The organism is Kitasatospora sp. RG8, from assembly GCF_017813315.1.
In the GTDB taxonomy this organism is placed as follows: Bacteria; Actinomycetota; Actinomycetes; order Streptomycetales; family Streptomycetaceae; genus Kitasatospora.
Map to the genome: position 1 here is coordinate 63,196 of NZ_JAGIYX010000012.1, position 13,559 is coordinate 76,754.

Annotated in this window: 13 protein-coding genes; 6 read left to right on the forward strand and 7 right to left on the reverse strand. The window is 74.5% G+C overall.

Annotated elements, in window-relative coordinates; all coding sequences use genetic code 11:
• The first annotated feature begins 76 nt into the window (after window positions 1-76).
• Complete coding sequence (locus J5Y04_RS19450; RefSeq protein WP_209413341.1) at window positions 77-1,459, forward strand: glycine--tRNA ligase; 1,383 nt, start codon at window positions 77-79, stop codon at window positions 1,457-1,459.
• A gap of 77 nt (window positions 1,460-1,536) precedes the next feature.
• Here the strand turns inward: J5Y04_RS19450 and J5Y04_RS19455 are convergent, their stop codons facing one another.
• From J5Y04_RS19455 to J5Y04_RS19465, 3 genes are all read right to left on the reverse strand, one after another.
• Window positions 1,537-2,910 (reverse strand): hypothetical protein, encoded by a 1,374-nt coding sequence (locus J5Y04_RS19455; RefSeq protein WP_209413343.1) that lies wholly within the window; start codon window positions 2,908-2,910, stop codon window positions 1,537-1,539.
• Between the two features lie 68 nt (window positions 2,911-2,978).
• Window positions 2,979-4,097: a hypothetical protein gene (locus J5Y04_RS19460; RefSeq protein WP_209413344.1), complete on the reverse strand. Its 1,119-nt coding sequence runs from the start codon at window positions 4,095-4,097 to the stop codon at window positions 2,979-2,981.
• Window positions 4,094-4,672, reverse strand: a complete 579-nt coding sequence (locus J5Y04_RS19465) for an NADAR family protein (protein WP_209413346.1) — start codon at window positions 4,670-4,672, stop codon at window positions 4,094-4,096. Before J5Y04_RS19465 ends, J5Y04_RS19460 begins: the two co-directional genes overlap by 4 nt.
• A gap of 92 nt (window positions 4,673-4,764) precedes the next feature.
• Between J5Y04_RS19465 and J5Y04_RS19470 the strand changes: the two genes are divergently transcribed.
• Window positions 4,765-5,202: a hypothetical protein gene (locus J5Y04_RS19470; protein WP_209413348.1), complete on the forward strand. Its 438-nt coding sequence runs from the start codon at window positions 4,765-4,767 to the stop codon at window positions 5,200-5,202.
• 255 nt (window positions 5,203-5,457) lie between these two features.
• Here the strand turns inward: J5Y04_RS19470 and J5Y04_RS19475 are convergent, their stop codons facing one another.
• Complete coding sequence (locus tag J5Y04_RS19475) at window positions 5,458-6,813, reverse strand: ALF repeat-containing protein (protein WP_209413349.1); 1,356 nt, start codon at window positions 6,811-6,813, stop codon at window positions 5,458-5,460.
• 211 nt (window positions 6,814-7,024) lie between these two features.
• Window positions 7,025-8,560, reverse strand: a complete 1,536-nt coding sequence (locus J5Y04_RS19480; RefSeq protein ID WP_209413350.1) for an MFS transporter — start codon at window positions 8,558-8,560, stop codon at window positions 7,025-7,027.
• A gap of 101 nt (window positions 8,561-8,661) precedes the next feature.
• Between J5Y04_RS19480 and J5Y04_RS19485 the strand changes: the two genes are divergently transcribed.
• Window positions 8,662-9,576: a helix-turn-helix transcriptional regulator gene (locus J5Y04_RS19485; protein WP_209413352.1), complete on the forward strand. Its 915-nt coding sequence runs from the start codon at window positions 8,662-8,664 to the stop codon at window positions 9,574-9,576.
• A gap of 91 nt (window positions 9,577-9,667) precedes the next feature.
• On the opposite strand, the gene J5Y04_RS19490 is transcribed toward J5Y04_RS19485, so the two are convergent.
• Window positions 9,668-10,096 (reverse strand): hypothetical protein, encoded by a 429-nt coding sequence (locus J5Y04_RS19490; RefSeq protein WP_209413353.1) that lies wholly within the window; start codon window positions 10,094-10,096, stop codon window positions 9,668-9,670.
• Window positions 10,093-10,635, reverse strand: a complete 543-nt coding sequence (locus J5Y04_RS19495) for a hypothetical protein (RefSeq protein ID WP_209413355.1) — start codon at window positions 10,633-10,635, stop codon at window positions 10,093-10,095. The genes J5Y04_RS19490 and J5Y04_RS19495 overlap by 4 nt, the downstream gene beginning before the upstream one ends.
• Before the next feature lie 135 nt (window positions 10,636-10,770).
• Between J5Y04_RS19495 and J5Y04_RS19500 the strand changes: the two genes are divergently transcribed.
• The 3 genes from J5Y04_RS19500 to J5Y04_RS43560 are packed head-to-tail and all read left to right on the forward strand — an operon-like array spanning window position 10,771 to window position 13,432.
• Window positions 10,771-12,000: a sensor histidine kinase gene (locus tag J5Y04_RS19500; protein ID WP_209413357.1), complete on the forward strand. Its 1,230-nt coding sequence runs from the start codon at window positions 10,771-10,773 to the stop codon at window positions 11,998-12,000.
• A complete protein-coding gene (locus J5Y04_RS19505) occupies window positions 11,988-12,632 on the forward strand; it encodes a response regulator transcription factor (RefSeq protein ID WP_148645238.1) in 645 nt (214 codons plus the stop codon). The genes J5Y04_RS19500 and J5Y04_RS19505 overlap by 13 nt, the downstream gene beginning before the upstream one ends.
• A 2-nt stretch (window positions 12,633-12,634) precedes the next feature.
• Window positions 12,635-13,432 carry a DUF4097 family beta strand repeat-containing protein gene (locus tag J5Y04_RS43560; RefSeq protein ID WP_209413358.1) on the forward strand — a complete coding sequence of 266 codons (798 nt, stop codon included), beginning with the start codon at window positions 12,635-12,637 and terminating at the stop codon, window positions 13,430-13,432.
• Window positions 13,433-13,559: the final 127 nt, after the last annotated feature.

Here is a 13,559-nt window from a genome sequence, read left to right on the forward strand (position 1 = left end):
TGGCCGGTAACCTGAGGTATTCGGGTACGCGCAACCAGCCGTGCCCTGACCGTGCCGTCGTACTGAAGAGAGCACTGTGGCCGCCGACAAGATCGACACGATCGTCAGCCTGAGCAAGCGCCGTGGCTTCGTCTACCCCTGCAGCGAGATCTACGGTGGCACCCGCGCCGCCTGGGACTACGGGCCGCTGGGTGTCGAGCTGAAGGAGAACATCAAGCGCCAGTGGTGGCGCGCGATGGTCCAGGCCCGCGAGGACGTCGTCGGCCTCGACTCGTCGGTGATCCTGGCCCGCGAGGTCTGGGAGGCCTCCGGCCACGTCGCCACCTTCAACGACCCGCTGACCGAGTGCCTCTCCTGCCACAAGCGCCACCGGGCCGACCACCTGGAGGAGAAGTACGAGGCCAAGCACGGCTTCCCGCCGCCGAACGGCCTCATGGACATCAACTGCCCCGACTGCGGCACCAAGGGCTCCTTCACCGAGCCCCGGGAGTTCTCGGGCATGCTGAAGACCCACCTCGGCGTGACCGAGGAGGCCGGCGGCCTGGCGTACCTGCGCCCGGAGACGGCCCAGGGCATCTTCACCAACTTCAAGGCCGTCCAGACCACCTCGCGCAAGAAGCCGCCGTTCGGCATCGCCCAGACCGGCAAGAGCTTCCGCAACGAGATCACCCCCGGCAACTTCATCTTCCGCACCCGCGAGTTCGAGCAGATGGAGATGGAGTTCTTCGTCAAGCCGGGCGAGGACGAGCAGTGGCACGACTACTGGCTCCAGCAGCGCTGGGACTGGTACGTCGACCTCGGTCTGCGGACCGAGAACATGCGCTTCTTCGAGCACCCGAAGGAGAAGCTCTCCCACTACGCCAAGCGCACGGTGGACATCGAGTACCGCTTCAACTTCGGCGGCCAGGAGTTCTCGGAGCTGGAGGGCGTCGCCAACCGCACCGACTACGACCTCACGGTGCACAGCGAGGCCTCCGGCCAGGACCTCAAGTACTTCGACCAGGAGTCCGGCGAGCGGTACTTCCCGTACGTCATCGAGCCGGCGGCGGGCCTCAACCGCGCCATGCTGGCCTTCCTGATCGACGCCTACTTCGAGGACGAGGCGCCCAACGCCAAGGGCGTCATGGAGAAGCGCGTCGGCATGCGGCTCGACCCGCGGCTGGCCCCGGTCAAGGTCGCCGTGCTGCCGCTCTCGCGCAACGCCGACCTCTCGCCGAAGGCCCGCGGCCTCGCCGCCGACCTGCGCACCGCGTGGAACGTCGAGTTCGACGACGCCGGCGCGATCGGCAAGCGCTACCGCCGCCAGGACGAGATCGGCACGCCGTTCTGCGTCACCGTCGACTTCGACACCCTTGAGGACAACGCGGTGACCGTGCGCGACCGCGACACCATGTCGCAGGAGCGGGTCTCGCTGGACCAGGTGAAGTCGTACCTGGCGGCGCGGCTGATCGGCTGCTGACGTCCGGTTCTGCTCCGGGGAGCCCCCGTTCGCCTTCGGGCGGGCGGGGGCTCCCTGCGTCCTGCGGGGCCGGCTCCCTAGCGCCTCCCCCAGCGGGAGCGGGGCGGGGCGGCCTGGGTCGTCGGCAGGCCGGCCGTGCGGAGGGCGGCGAGGGTGCTGCGGTGGCGGACCTCGTCCGCGGTCAGGGCGGCCAGCAGGGCGCCGTACAGCTCGCGGTGCGGCTCCAGGGCGGCGGCCAGTGCGACCAGTTCGGCCGACGGGCGCAGCGCCGCCAGGTCGTGCAGCAGGGCGGCGGGCAGCGGGGCGGGGAGCGAGCCGGCCAGCGCGGCGAGATCGGCGGTGGGCCGGCCCGCGGCCTGGCGCAGCAGCGCCCGGGCGTCGCCGGACCGGCCGCCGCGCTCCAGTGCGGTGGCGAGCGCGGCCAGTTCGGCGGTCGGTGCGGATCCCCACTCCCAGAGCAGGGTGGCGCCGTCCGCGTGCTGCCCGGCCCGCTCCAGCGCCGCCAGCAGGGCGGGCAGGGCGGCCACCGGGTAGCTCCACAGGGCGTGGAACAGCTCGGCCGCCTCGGCGGCCAGCCCCGCCTGGCGCAACTCGGCGAGCGTGCCGGCGGCCTGCGCGGGGGTGCTCCGGGCCGCGCCGCGGGCCAGCAGGAGGGAGGCGTCGGGCGGGCCGCCGCGGGCGAGCAGGCCCGTCAGGTGGGCGGTGTCCTGCGGGAGGAGCAGGGTGGCCGCCTCGTCCAGCAGGGCGGTGTACGCGTGGGCGGCGCCCTGGCGGTGCAGGGCGGTCACCTGTTCGGCGAGGGCGGCGAGTTCGGAGGGGGAGCGGCGGCGGGGGCCCTGGGTGCTCCGGGGGATCGGCGGCGGAGGGGGCGCCGCCGTGGCCCCTGCGGTCTCCGCGGGCTGGGGCTGGGGCTGGGGTCGGAGCTCGGACCGGGACCGGGATTGGGGTTGGGGCTGGGACTGGAGCTGGGGGTGCGGCGGGGGTTGGAGCCGTGGCTGGGGCTGGGGCCTGTCGAAGCGGGCCCCGGTGGCGGGGGGTGCCGGTGGTGGCGTTCCGGGGGCGGACGCTTCCTCGTACACGCCGTCCGGGAAGCCGGCCCCGGCGGGCTGACGGGGCGCGGGGCCGCCCTGACGGGGCGCGGTGTCGCCCTGCCGCGGGGCCGGCTGGCGCAGGCGGCCCTCCAACGCGGTGAGCTGCTCGGTCAGTTCGATGCAGCGCGCGCCGAGGTCCTCGCGCAGCGTCCGCGCCTGGTCCAGCTGCCGCAACAGCTCCCCGTCCGGCCGCTGCCGCTCCGGGAGGGCCCGCACGGCCTCCCTGAGGCGGCGTTCGCGCTGGTTGGCGTACTGCCTGGCCCGGAATAACTCGTCCAGCTCCGCGCGGAGCTCAAGTGCGTCCTGCTCGCTCTCGCCGATGTGCCCGGTTGTTGGTTGTTCTGTGTGACGTATCCGCATGATCGCCGCACCCTATCCATCTCGACCCTGATTGCGGGTCATCCTGGCGTCGGTATACGGCTGCCGAGTTACGGGAGTGCGTCCAGCGGTTGGCGAGTCGCATCCAGGGCCGCACAGGTGGCGGTGGCGGCGAGGAGCCCGACGACGGCCGCCGGGAGCAGCGCTGCCTCGTAGTACGGCGCCGGGAACCAGAGGACGACCAGGGCGCCGGCGGCCGTGCCGGCGACGGCGGGCAGCGCGAGCCGGACCGCGTGCCCGGCCACGGCGGCGAGCAGCACCACGGCGCCCGCCGCGGCGGCGACCCCGGGGGTGCCGAAGCTGCTGGCGTACCGGATGGCGAGGGCGGGGACGAGGAACAGCGCCAGGCCCCGGCCGAGGGTGTGCGAGAGCGCCGTGACGCGCGGGCCGGGAAGCTCCTCGTACCGCGGGACGAAGGTGGTCGCGACGAGCACGGCCAGCACGGTGAGCGTGCTCTCCAGCCTGGGGCCGAGGCGGGCGAGGTTGTAGAGCAGGACGCTGTCGTACAGCGTCAGCATCAGATGGCCGTACGCCCAGAGGTCGACCGCGAAGACGAGCGGCCGGGGGGCGTACGGCGTGGTGTCGGGCTCCCGTCCCGCGATCCAGGCGAGGAGCGGCGGGGTGACGACCGCCGACAGGACCCGGATGACGATGTCGTCCACCGTGTACGGGTTGCGGAGGTCCCACTCGACCGCGCAGAACGCGACGGTGTACGAGACCGCGGCGAGCGGGAGCAGCGGTGAGCGGGCCGTCCGGACGTACAGCACCCGGTCCAGCCGGCGCAGCACCGCGGCGAACGAGAGGAGCACGAGCGGGAGTTCGAGGAACGCCTGGACACGCAGGACGGACGGTGCGAGCAGTCCGGGCGCGGGCGTGTGCGCGGCGAACCAGTCGACGACCGGGTTGCCGCGCGGCACGTCGAACCAACCGGGCGGCAGGTACCGCGCGATGAACTCGGTGCTCCCCCCGTGCACCCGCTGGACGTAGACGGCGAAGGCCAGTTGGTTGACGAGGATCAGCGCCACCACGATCGCGAGCAACGCCTCCGGCCCGGGCGCGCCTGCGCGCCCGGGCCGGACCTCCCGTCGCAACGCCCTTGGCGTGACGGCCAGGGCGGCGACGGCCGACACGACCACCGCGGCGTCCAGGACGTGTGCGACGGTGCTCACCGCGCCAGCCGGGTACGGGCCTCCATCAGGGCGAACCCGAGCAGGTTCTCCCCGCGCCAGTCGGCCGGCCGCTGCGCACGCTCGTCGTCGGCGGCGAGTCCGATGCCCCAGAGCCGGTCCACCGGGCTGGCCTCGACCAGGACGCGGCTCGCCGTGCCGAGGAGGTACGCGCGCAGTGCCTCGTCCTGCCCGAACTTGGCGACGTTCCCCTGGGTGACCAGCTCGAACCGCCCGGCCGCCCAGGCGGGTTCGTCGAAGCCCCTGACCTGCCGGCCGAGCTTCTTCGCCTCGGCGGGGGTGCGGGCCGCCAGGATGCGCGGCACGATCGCCTCGTCCCCGAACATCCGCGCCTTGCCCGCCATCATCCAGTGCTCGGCGCTGGCGTACGCCACCCCGTCGACGGTGAACCCGGACGGCCACCACTGGCTGAGCGATCCCGGCCCGACCGACCCGTCCCGCTGCGGCCGGTGGCCCCAGAACATCAGCCACTTCGGCTGCGCGCCGGCCGCGACCGCTGCCGTCAACTCCGCGCGGTTCCGGGCGTCGAGGGGGTTCCCCGTGTACGTGCTGCTCATATCGTCATCCTGACACGAAGGGGGTGGGCGGTGCCAACGCTTTCCCCGTACGCCGGTTGCGGCCGGGGCTCTCGGATCGGAATCATCGTCGTATGTTCGAGATCCTTCCCGGCGTCGGCCTCCGTCTGCCCGGCCGCGCGGGCGTGCTCCGCTTCGGCGACGACGAGCGGACCGCGCAGTGGGCCGTCGCCACCGTCGCGGACGTGCGCGAGGGGTGGGTCTGCGGGGCGGGCTGGTCGTTCACGGCGGAGTACGAGGGCGTCCGGCTCGACGTCCACGGCGACGTCGGCGACCGCTACGGCCGCTACGAGGACGTTCGCGGCCTGGCGACTGTCGGCCTCACCCGGGACCCGCTCTGCCTGACCGCCCCGGTGGTCCTCGACGGCATCGACCTCTTCGGCTACCCGAGTGCCGAGGTCCTGGACGCGCTCGGCTACGACCTCCCCCCGGCCGTCCGCCTCCGCGGCGACGGCCGGCACCTCACCACCGTCTGGCTCGACGCGGAACGCGTGCCGGCCAGGGACACCTGAGGGCCGGAGTGGGAAGTCGGACCCGCCGACCTCCCGCTCCGCACTGGTGGTGGCGCCGACGGGAGGGGCGAACGCCCGCGGTGGAACGGCGTGTTCGCACCGGGGGTCCGCAGGCCCGGTGCCCCGGAGGCCCGGTGCCCCGGAGGTCCGGTGCCCCGGAGGTCCGGGGGCCCGGAGGCTCGCCGCCCCGGCCCGCAGAAAGCGGCGTGCCCCGGCCGGTGGGCCGGGGCACGCCGTCATCGGGTGAAGCCGGGGTCAGCTCCCGGTGGAGTGGCGGCGGCGGGAGACGGCGACCAGGGCCGCGCCCGCGGCGACGGCCGCGGCGGCGCCGCCGGCCTCCCAGCCGAGGTCGTCGCCCGCGCCGGTGGCGGCGAGGCGGCCGGAGGCCGTGGTGGTCGTCGTCCAGGTGGCCGCCGGGGCCGGCGCGTGGGCCGCGGCCGGGCTGGTGCCGTTGGTCGAGACGTCGGCGGCGGTCTGGACGGTCGTGCCGGTGCCGGTGCCGGTGCCGGTACCGGTACCAGCGCCCTGGGCGGCCTTGTCGGGCTGCGGGGCCGGCTGGGTGGGCTTGGCGGCGGCCGCGGCGTTGGCCTCGTCCTCGGCGCGGGCCGTGTACTGGCCCTCCTTGAGGAACTTGACGACGTCGGCGTAGGTGCCGTCGAGTGCGGCGCCGGCGGCCTTCTTCACGGCGGGGCCGCCGGCCTCCATGATCTGGGAGACCTTCACCCGGTCGTCGCTCTCGCGCAGGGCCGGCAGCTCGACTTCGAGGAAGCGGCGGACGTCCTCGGGCGTGCCGCTCAGCGCCTTCTGCGCGGCGGCGTTGACCCGCGGGCCGGTCTCCTTGTTGGCGATGATGACGAGCACCGCGACCCGGTCGTCCTCGGCGCGGGCCTTGGGCAGGTCCTCGTCGAAGAGCTTGTGGAGGGCTTCGGCGGTGTTGATCCGCAGAGCCTTGTCGACGGCCTCCTTGACGGAGCGCCCGCCGGCGTCGGCGATCTGCACCGCCTTCAGCCTGAGGTCGGCCGTGCGGGCTTCCTCCAGGCCGGTCTCCAGGAACTGGCGCAGCTCGGCGGCGCCGCCCTTGAGGGCCTTCTCGGCGGCGGTGCGCACGGCGGGGCCGCTCTCCTTGTCGGCCAGGATGCGCTCCACCGCCGCCCGGTCGTCGTCCTCGGCGCGGGCCGTGTACTGGCCCTCCTTGAGGAACTTGACGACGTCGGCGTAGGTGCCGTCGAGTGCGGCGCCGGCGGCCTTCTTCACGGCGGGGCCGCCCGCGGCCATGATCTGGGAGAGCTTGACCCGGTCGTCGTCCTGGCGCTGCTTGTCCAGCTCGACCTCGAAGAAGTGCCGCAGGTCGGCGGCGCTGCCCTTGAGGGCCTTCTCGGCGGCCTCGCGGACGCCGCGCCCCGTCTCCTTGTCGGCGAGGATGCGCTGGATCTCCGCGCGGTCCCGGTCCTCCTGGGTGGTGTCGTGGTCCCCGGCGGGGTCGGACGCCGTGTCAGGACCGGAGAGCCCGGTGGGCTTCGGCTGGTCCGCGGCGGACGCCATCGAGGGGAACAGGACGGTGGGGGCCAGCACAGCCGCAGCGAGGACAGCGGACGCCCGGGGCAACTTCATCAAGCAGACCTGCTTCTCATGGGGAGATCACGGGGAAGGTTCGTGAACCCGGACAGCATAGATCGTTTTGACTGCTCGGCATATCAACTATTCGGTGGGGTGGGTTCGTTCGGGATGTTACGGACAACTGCCGACAAACGGCGCCGCGCCCGCCCGCCCCGTCGGGGGCAGGTGGGCGCGGCGCCGTCCGCGACCCGGCCGTCCGGGGCGGTCAGCCGATGGACCGGGGCAGACGCGTGGTCAGGTACAGGATGGTGAAGGAGCCCAGGAGCTGGATGCCGAGGCAGAGGGCCAGGGCGCGGTCCATGCCCAGCGTCGAGGAGAGGGCCAGGTAGAGGCTGCCCAGGGTGGCGACGCCGAGGGCGAGGCTGGACTGCTGGCCGGTGGCCAGGACGCCGCTGCCCACGCCGGCGCGGTCGGCGGGGACCTTGGAGAGGACGACGCGGAACAGCGGGGTGCCGATCAGGCCCTGGCCGATGCCGGCGAGGGCGACGCCGGGGGCCATCCGCAGCGGCGAGAAGTGCTGCCAGTCGGCGAGGACGGTGAGCGCCAGGGTGATGAGGCCCAGGGCCTGCACCACGGCTCCGGCCGTGAGGACGCGGCTGCCGAAGCGGCCGATCAGACGGGGGCCGGACAGCGAGGCGGCGAAGTAGCCGGCGGCCATCGGGACGAGCGCCCAGCCGGCCGCGACCGGCCCGAGGTGGAGGCCCTGCTGGAGGGCGACGGCGATCACGAACATGAAGCCGCCGAAGCCGCCGAAGTAGGGGAGCGCGATGCCGAGGCCGCGCCGCATCTCCGGGATCCGCAGCAGGCTGGGCGGCACCAGCGGGGTGGCGCCGCGGCGTTCGGCGCGCACCTCGACCACGCCGAACGCGACCGCGAACACCGGGAAGAGCGCGAGCAGCAGCCAGGACCAGAGCGGCCATCCGGCGGCGCGACCCTCCATCAGCGGGACGAGCAGGGCGAGCAGGGCGGCGGTGAGCAGCAGCGTTCCGGGGACGTCCACGCGGGCGGCCTGCTCGGCCCGGCTCTCGGGGACGTAACGGACGGCCAGGACGAGGGCGAGCAGGGCGAACGGGACGTTCAGCAGGAAGACGGAGCGCCAGCCGCTGCCGAACAGGTCGGCGGCGACCAGCATCCCGCCGAGGACCTGCCCGATCACCACCGAGATGCCGCCGACCGCGCCGTAGACGGAGAGCGCACGGCCCCGGCGTGCGCCGTGGGTGGCGGCGGTGATGGTGCCGAGCACCTGCGGGATGAGCAGGGCGGCCGAGGCGCCCTGGGCGGCGCGGGCGGCGACCAGGGTCCAGGCACCGGGGGCGAGTCCGCAGGCGAGCGAGGTCAGCGCGAAGGCGGCGGCGCCGACGACGAACAGCCGCCGGCGGCCGAAGATGTCGCCGAGCCGCCCGCCGAGGACCAGCAGCACGGCGAAGGCGATGCCGTAGCCGGCGGCCACCAGCTCCAGGACGGCGGGGCCCGCGGCGAGGTCGTGGTCGATGGTGGGCAGGGCGACGTTGACGATGAAGAAGTCGAGCATCGGCAGGAAGGCGCCGAGCAGGACGGTGACCAGCCCGGCGGTGCCGAGGACGGAGCCCGGGGCGGCCGTGGCGGAGGCCTGTCCGGAGGTCTCGGCGGAGGGCTTCGGGGAGGGGGCGGTGTCCGGTGCGGCGGAGGCGGCGGTGGCCGGTCCGGCGGGACGGGCGGGTGCGGCGACGGTGGTCTTGGCGACGGCGAGTTGTGGGGTCACGGGTCATACGATCCGCCGCCCGCCAACCTGGTACCAGAGTGTGGTTATCCAGGTATAAGAAGTACCTGGCAACAGGATGCGCGGTGGCGCATGCTGGGTGCATGAGCCTGTCCACCACGCCCGCCACGACCGCGCCGGTGAGAGCCGTCCCCGCCCCTGACGAGGCCCGCCGGCACGAGCTGGCGGCCTTCCTGCGCAGCCGCCGCGAGCGGATCGCGCCCGAGCAGGTGGGCCTGCCGATGACCGGCCGCCGCCGTACGCCGGGGCTGCGCCGTGAGGAGGTGGCGCAGCTCGCCGCGGTCGGAGTGACCTGGTACACGTGGCTGGAGCAGGGGCGGGACATCCAGGTGTCCGCCCAGGTGCTGGACGCGGTCGCCCGCGCGCTGCTGCTGGATCCGGCCGAACGGGGCCACCTGTTCGTGCTGGCCGGGACGGAGGACCCGGCGCCGGTACGCGAGTGCCTGACGGTGACTCCGGCGATCCGGCTGGTGCTGGAGCAGATGTCGCCGATGCCGGCCGCGGTGGTCAACACCCGGTACGACGTGCTGGCGCACAACCCCTCGTACACCCACCTCGTCGGGAACCTCGACGAACTGCCCTTCGAGGACCGGAACCTGATGTGGATGGCGTTCACGCCGTCGCGGTTCCGGGATGTGCTGGTGGACCACGAGAACGAGCGGGACGGGATGGTGGCCCGGTTCCGCTCGGGAATGGCCGACCACAGTGCCGAGCCGGCCTGGAAGGCGCTGCTCGCCCGGCTGCGCAAGGCCTCACCGGACTTCGAGGCGGCCTGGCAGCGGCACGACGTGATGCTCCCGGGCAACGGGCTGAAGCGGTTCATGGTGCCGGGCGTCGGGCTGCTGCACTGCGACTACACGAACTTCTGGCTGGGGCCGCGTCCGAGCGCCCGCCTGATCGCTTACACGCCCAGGGACGAGGAGACCCGTGAGCGGATGGCGCTGATGGCGGGCGGGCTCCGGGGCGGGGCGCAGGAACGGGCGCGGAGCGAGGCGTAACACCGGGTACCGGAGCGAGGCGTAACACCGGGTACCGGAGCGGGGCGTAGCACCGGGAACCGGGGCGGGGTCCCGGCCGGACCGCGGTGGGTCAGGCGCGGGCCGCGCGGCGGCCGAGCGCCAGGCAGAGCGCGGCCAGCGGCAGTTCGATGCAGCCGGCCATCACCACGGCGGCGAGCAGCGGCAGGCCGGTGCCGGCGGTGCCGATGTCGGCCAGGGCGTCGCCGGTGAGCAGCAGCGCCACCGCACCGGCGGGCAGGACGGCGGACGGGCTGCGGCGGCGCAGCAGCCCGTCCAGCGAGAGCAGGGCGGCGAGTTCGAGCAGGTCGAGGACGACCCACGGGGTCTCGTGGCCGACGGCGAGCACCGCCAGCCAGGGCAGCAGGGCGAGTGCCGCGAAGGCGGGCACCCGCTCGGCCCACGCCGGCAGCGCCGCGGTGGCCGGAGCCGTGGCGCCGCGAGCCGTGGTGCCGCGAACCGTGGTGCCGCGAACCGCGGCGCCCAGGACGGCGGTGCTCATCGCGCACCGCCGGTCACGCCACCGCGCCGACGGCCGGGGACCCGCGCCAGCGACTGCCGCTCGCAGCCGCCCGCGTGCTCCACCAGCACCCCGTCGAACCGCCCGTGCGCCCAGGCGAGCCAGAACTCCCCTGCCACCGTGACGACTTCGGGGCTCCCGGTGACCCGGCCGCCCCGCCCGAGCCACCCGCCGGTGAACCGCACGGCGGGCGCCGCGCCGTCCTGCGCCAGTCGCCCCCAGGCCAGCCCGTACCGCCCGCGGGAGCCGGGGACGGCGCAGCGCCGGGCACCGCGCAGCAGGTGCGGGGTCAGCCGGGCCGCGACCAGGACGTCCAACAGCTCGCCGTGCTCGTACACCTCCAGCGCCGCGCGCCCCCGCGTCGCCCGGGCACTGCGCACCGCCCACGGACCGCGCGGACCGGCGGGCCCGGCCGGGTCGGCCGGTCCGACGGGCAGCGGGCCTTCGGCGTCGGCCGTCCCGGCGCCCGGGGCGGGCCGCCCGTGGGGCGGAGTGGCGGAGTGCGGTGCAGGGCTCGTCATGTCCTCAAGACTTCCGCGCACCACCCCCCGGCGTCGGTAGTGTCCCGCTCCGAATCGGGGGTGTAGCCAGGTACACCCCCAACCTCCATCCCCCTTCATGGCGTCAGTCGATCTTCGGGGCCTACGCTGTCGGGCATGCCCTCCACCCCGCTGCGCCGAGCGCTCGCCAGGAGCGCCGAGCGCCCGCCGTGGTCGGCCGCCGCCTGGCGCGACGTCCGGTTCATAGCCGCCGGCATCCCGTTGGCCATGCCGATCTGGCTGGCCTGCCTGACCCCCAAGGCCTTCCTGCCGGTCACCTTCCTGACCCTGCTCTGCCTGCGCCTGCTGACGTCGGCTCAGCGCGGCCGGCTGCGCACCCTGCGCGGCGTCGAGGTGCCGGCGCTGCTGCGGTCCGCGGACATCCCTGCGGGCCTGCTGACCCGGCTGCGCACGGGGGTGAGCTGGCGTCAGGCCGGCTACCACCTGCTGGTCGGCCCGGTGCTGGCGCTCGGCTCGCTCTGCCTGCTGTACGCGTGGGGCGCCGGCCTGCTGCTGACCACCGTCCTCGGCTGGGCGTGGCTGATGCCGTCGTCCAGCCCGGTGCGGGTGCACCCGCTCCAGCTGGACGTCCCGGTGACCCTGTGCGGCGCCGTCCTGCTCGCGCTGCTGCCCTGGGCCGGCGCCCTGCTGGCCCGGCTGGAGGAGACGGCCGCCCGGCGGATGCTGGGCCCGGGCCGGGCGGAGACGCTGGAGCGCCGGGTCGAGGAGATCGCCGAGAGCCGGGCCGGCCTGGTCGACGCCGTCGACGCCGAGCGCCGCCGGATCGAGCGCGACCTGCACGACGGCGCCCAGCAGCGGCTCACCTCGCTGGCGATGAACCTGGGCCTGGCCCGGCGCGCCCTCAAGGACGTCCCGCCCGAGGTCATGCAGGTCATCGTGGACGCGCACGAGGAGGCCCAGGCCGCCATCGACGAACTGCGCGACCTGGTCCGCGGCCTGCACCCGGCCGTCCTGGAGGACCGCGGCCTGGACGCGGCGCTGTCCGGCATCGCCGCGCGCGCCCCGCTGCCGGTGCGGCTCGACGTCGACCTCACCGAGAGGATCGCGCCGACCGTCGAGGCGGTCGCCTACTTCACCGTCTCCGAGGCGCTGACCAACGTCGCCAAGCACGCCCGCGCCTCGCGGGTCCAGCTCTCGGTGCGGACGGCCGGTGGCCGGCTGCTCCTGGTCGTCAGCGACGACGGCGTCGGCGGCGCGGACGCCTCGCGCGGCACCGGGCTGACCGGCCTGCGCAAGCGGGCCGCCTCGGTCGACGGCACGCTGTCCGTTCTCAGCCCCCTCGGGGGTCCCACCACCATCACCGTGGAGTTGCCGTGCGCGCTGTGATCGCCGAGGACTCGGTCCTGCTCAGGGTCGGCCTGGTCAAGGTCCTGGAGGCGGTGGGCTTCGAGGTGGCCGCCGCCGTCGGGGACGCCGAGGAGCTGCTCGCCGCGGTGGAGGAGCACCGGCCGGGGGTGGTGGTGGCGGACGTGCGGATGCCTCCCGGCTTCACCGACGAGGGTGTCCGGGCGGCGCTGATGATCCGCCGGCAGTGGCCGGAGGTGGCGGTGCTGCTGCTCTCCCAGTACGTCGAGGAGCGGTACGCGGCCGACCTGCTGGCCACCAACACCAGCGGGGTGGGCTACCTGCTCAAGCAGCGGGTGGCCAACGTGGACGACTTCGTCGACGCCCTCCAGCGGGTCGCCGAGGGCGGTACCGCGCTGGACCCGGAGGTGGTTGCCCAGCTGCTGGTCCGCCGCCACCGGGATCCGCTGGAGAAGCTGACCCCGCGCGAGCGGGACGTGCTCGGCCTGATGGCGGAGGGCCGCTCCAACGCCGCGATCGCCGCCGCCCTGGTGGTCAGCGACAGCGCGGTGGCCAAGCACATCAACTCGATCTTCACCAAGCTCGACCTGCCGCCGGCCGACGCCAGCCACCGCCGGGTGCTGGCGGTGCTGCGGTTCCTGGAGGTCGGGTAGCGGTGGGGTGGGGACGGGGGACGGTCGGCGGGCACCGGGCCTGGCGGATCACCGGGACGCTGGCGATGGCGCTGACCATGGCGTTCGGCGCCGTGCAGACCTGGGGACTGGTGGTGCAGCAGGAACGGACGTACTACCGGACGTATCCGGTCGCCGCGACCAGGGTGCACCTGGACACCGGTACCGCGGCGGTGCGCATCAGGCCGGGGGAGCCCGGCCGGGTCGTGGTGACCCAGTGGCTGGACTGGACGGTGCGCCGGCCGCGGGTCGAGACCCTCGTCGTGGGCGACGTGGTCACCGTCCGGATGCGCTGCAACCAGGTGCTGCCGGTGGTGGACGTCGGCTGCGGCGCGCTGATCGAGCTGGACGTGCCGGCCGGCGTCTCGGTGGACGGCGGCGCGACCTCCGGCAGCGTCGACGTCGCCGGTCTGAGCGGGGACGTCCGGCTCGACGCCTCCTCGGGGGCGATCGAGCTGTCCGGGCTCTCCGGCCAGGTGTACGCGCGGACCACGTCCGGGATGGTGAAGGGCACCGGCCTCGGCTCCGGCCGGGTCGACGTGAACGCCACCTCCGGCGCGGTCGAGCTGGGCTTCGCGCGCCCGCCGCACGTGGTGTCGGTCGGTGCGACCTCGGGATCGGTGTCGGTGACCCTGCCGCACGGCTCGGGCTACAACTTCGCCGTCGACCACGGCTCGGGCGACGTCCACGTCGACACCGGGCTGTCCGACCCCGCGAGCCCGGACACCGTCCAGATCTCCACCACCTCGGGCGCGGTGAACGTGGTCCCGGCCCAGGGCTGACCCGGGGCCGGGCGGCGACCGGGCCGCGGCCCGGAGCGGGGCCGGGCCGGCGAGCGGCTCCTGACCGGCGGGGGACGGCCGGACCGGACGGCTGAAGGCCCGATCCGCGGGTGGGGGACAATGAAGA

What these genes read in the sequence shown, in the direction of transcription:
- J5Y04_RS19490 (WP_209413353.1), bottom strand. Translation starts at nt 10,096, where the DNA reads ATGAGCACCGCCGTCCTGGGCGCCGCGGTTCGCGGCACCACGGTTCGC.
- J5Y04_RS19465 (WP_209413346.1), bottom strand. Translation starts at nt 4,672, where the DNA reads ATGAGCAGCACGTACACGGGGAACCCCCTCGACGCCCGGAACCGCGCG.
- J5Y04_RS19485 (WP_209413352.1), top strand. Translation starts at nt 8,662, where the DNA reads ATGAGCCTGTCCACCACGCCCGCCACGACCGCGCCGGTGAGAGCCGTC.
- J5Y04_RS19455 (WP_209413343.1), bottom strand. Translation starts at nt 2,910, where the DNA reads ATGCGGATACGTCACACAGAACAACCAACAACCGGGCACATCGGCGAG.
- J5Y04_RS19500 (WP_209413357.1), top strand. Translation starts at nt 10,771, where the DNA reads ATGCCCTCCACCCCGCTGCGCCGAGCGCTCGCCAGGAGCGCCGAGCGC.
- J5Y04_RS19495 (WP_209413355.1), bottom strand. Translation starts at nt 10,635, where the DNA reads ATGACGAGCCCTGCACCGCACTCCGCCACTCCGCCCCACGGGCGGCCC.
- J5Y04_RS19475 (WP_209413349.1), bottom strand. Translation starts at nt 6,813, where the DNA reads ATGAAGTTGCCCCGGGCGTCCGCTGTCCTCGCTGCGGCTGTGCTGGCC.
- J5Y04_RS19470 (WP_209413348.1), top strand. Translation starts at nt 4,765, where the DNA reads ATGTTCGAGATCCTTCCCGGCGTCGGCCTCCGTCTGCCCGGCCGCGCG.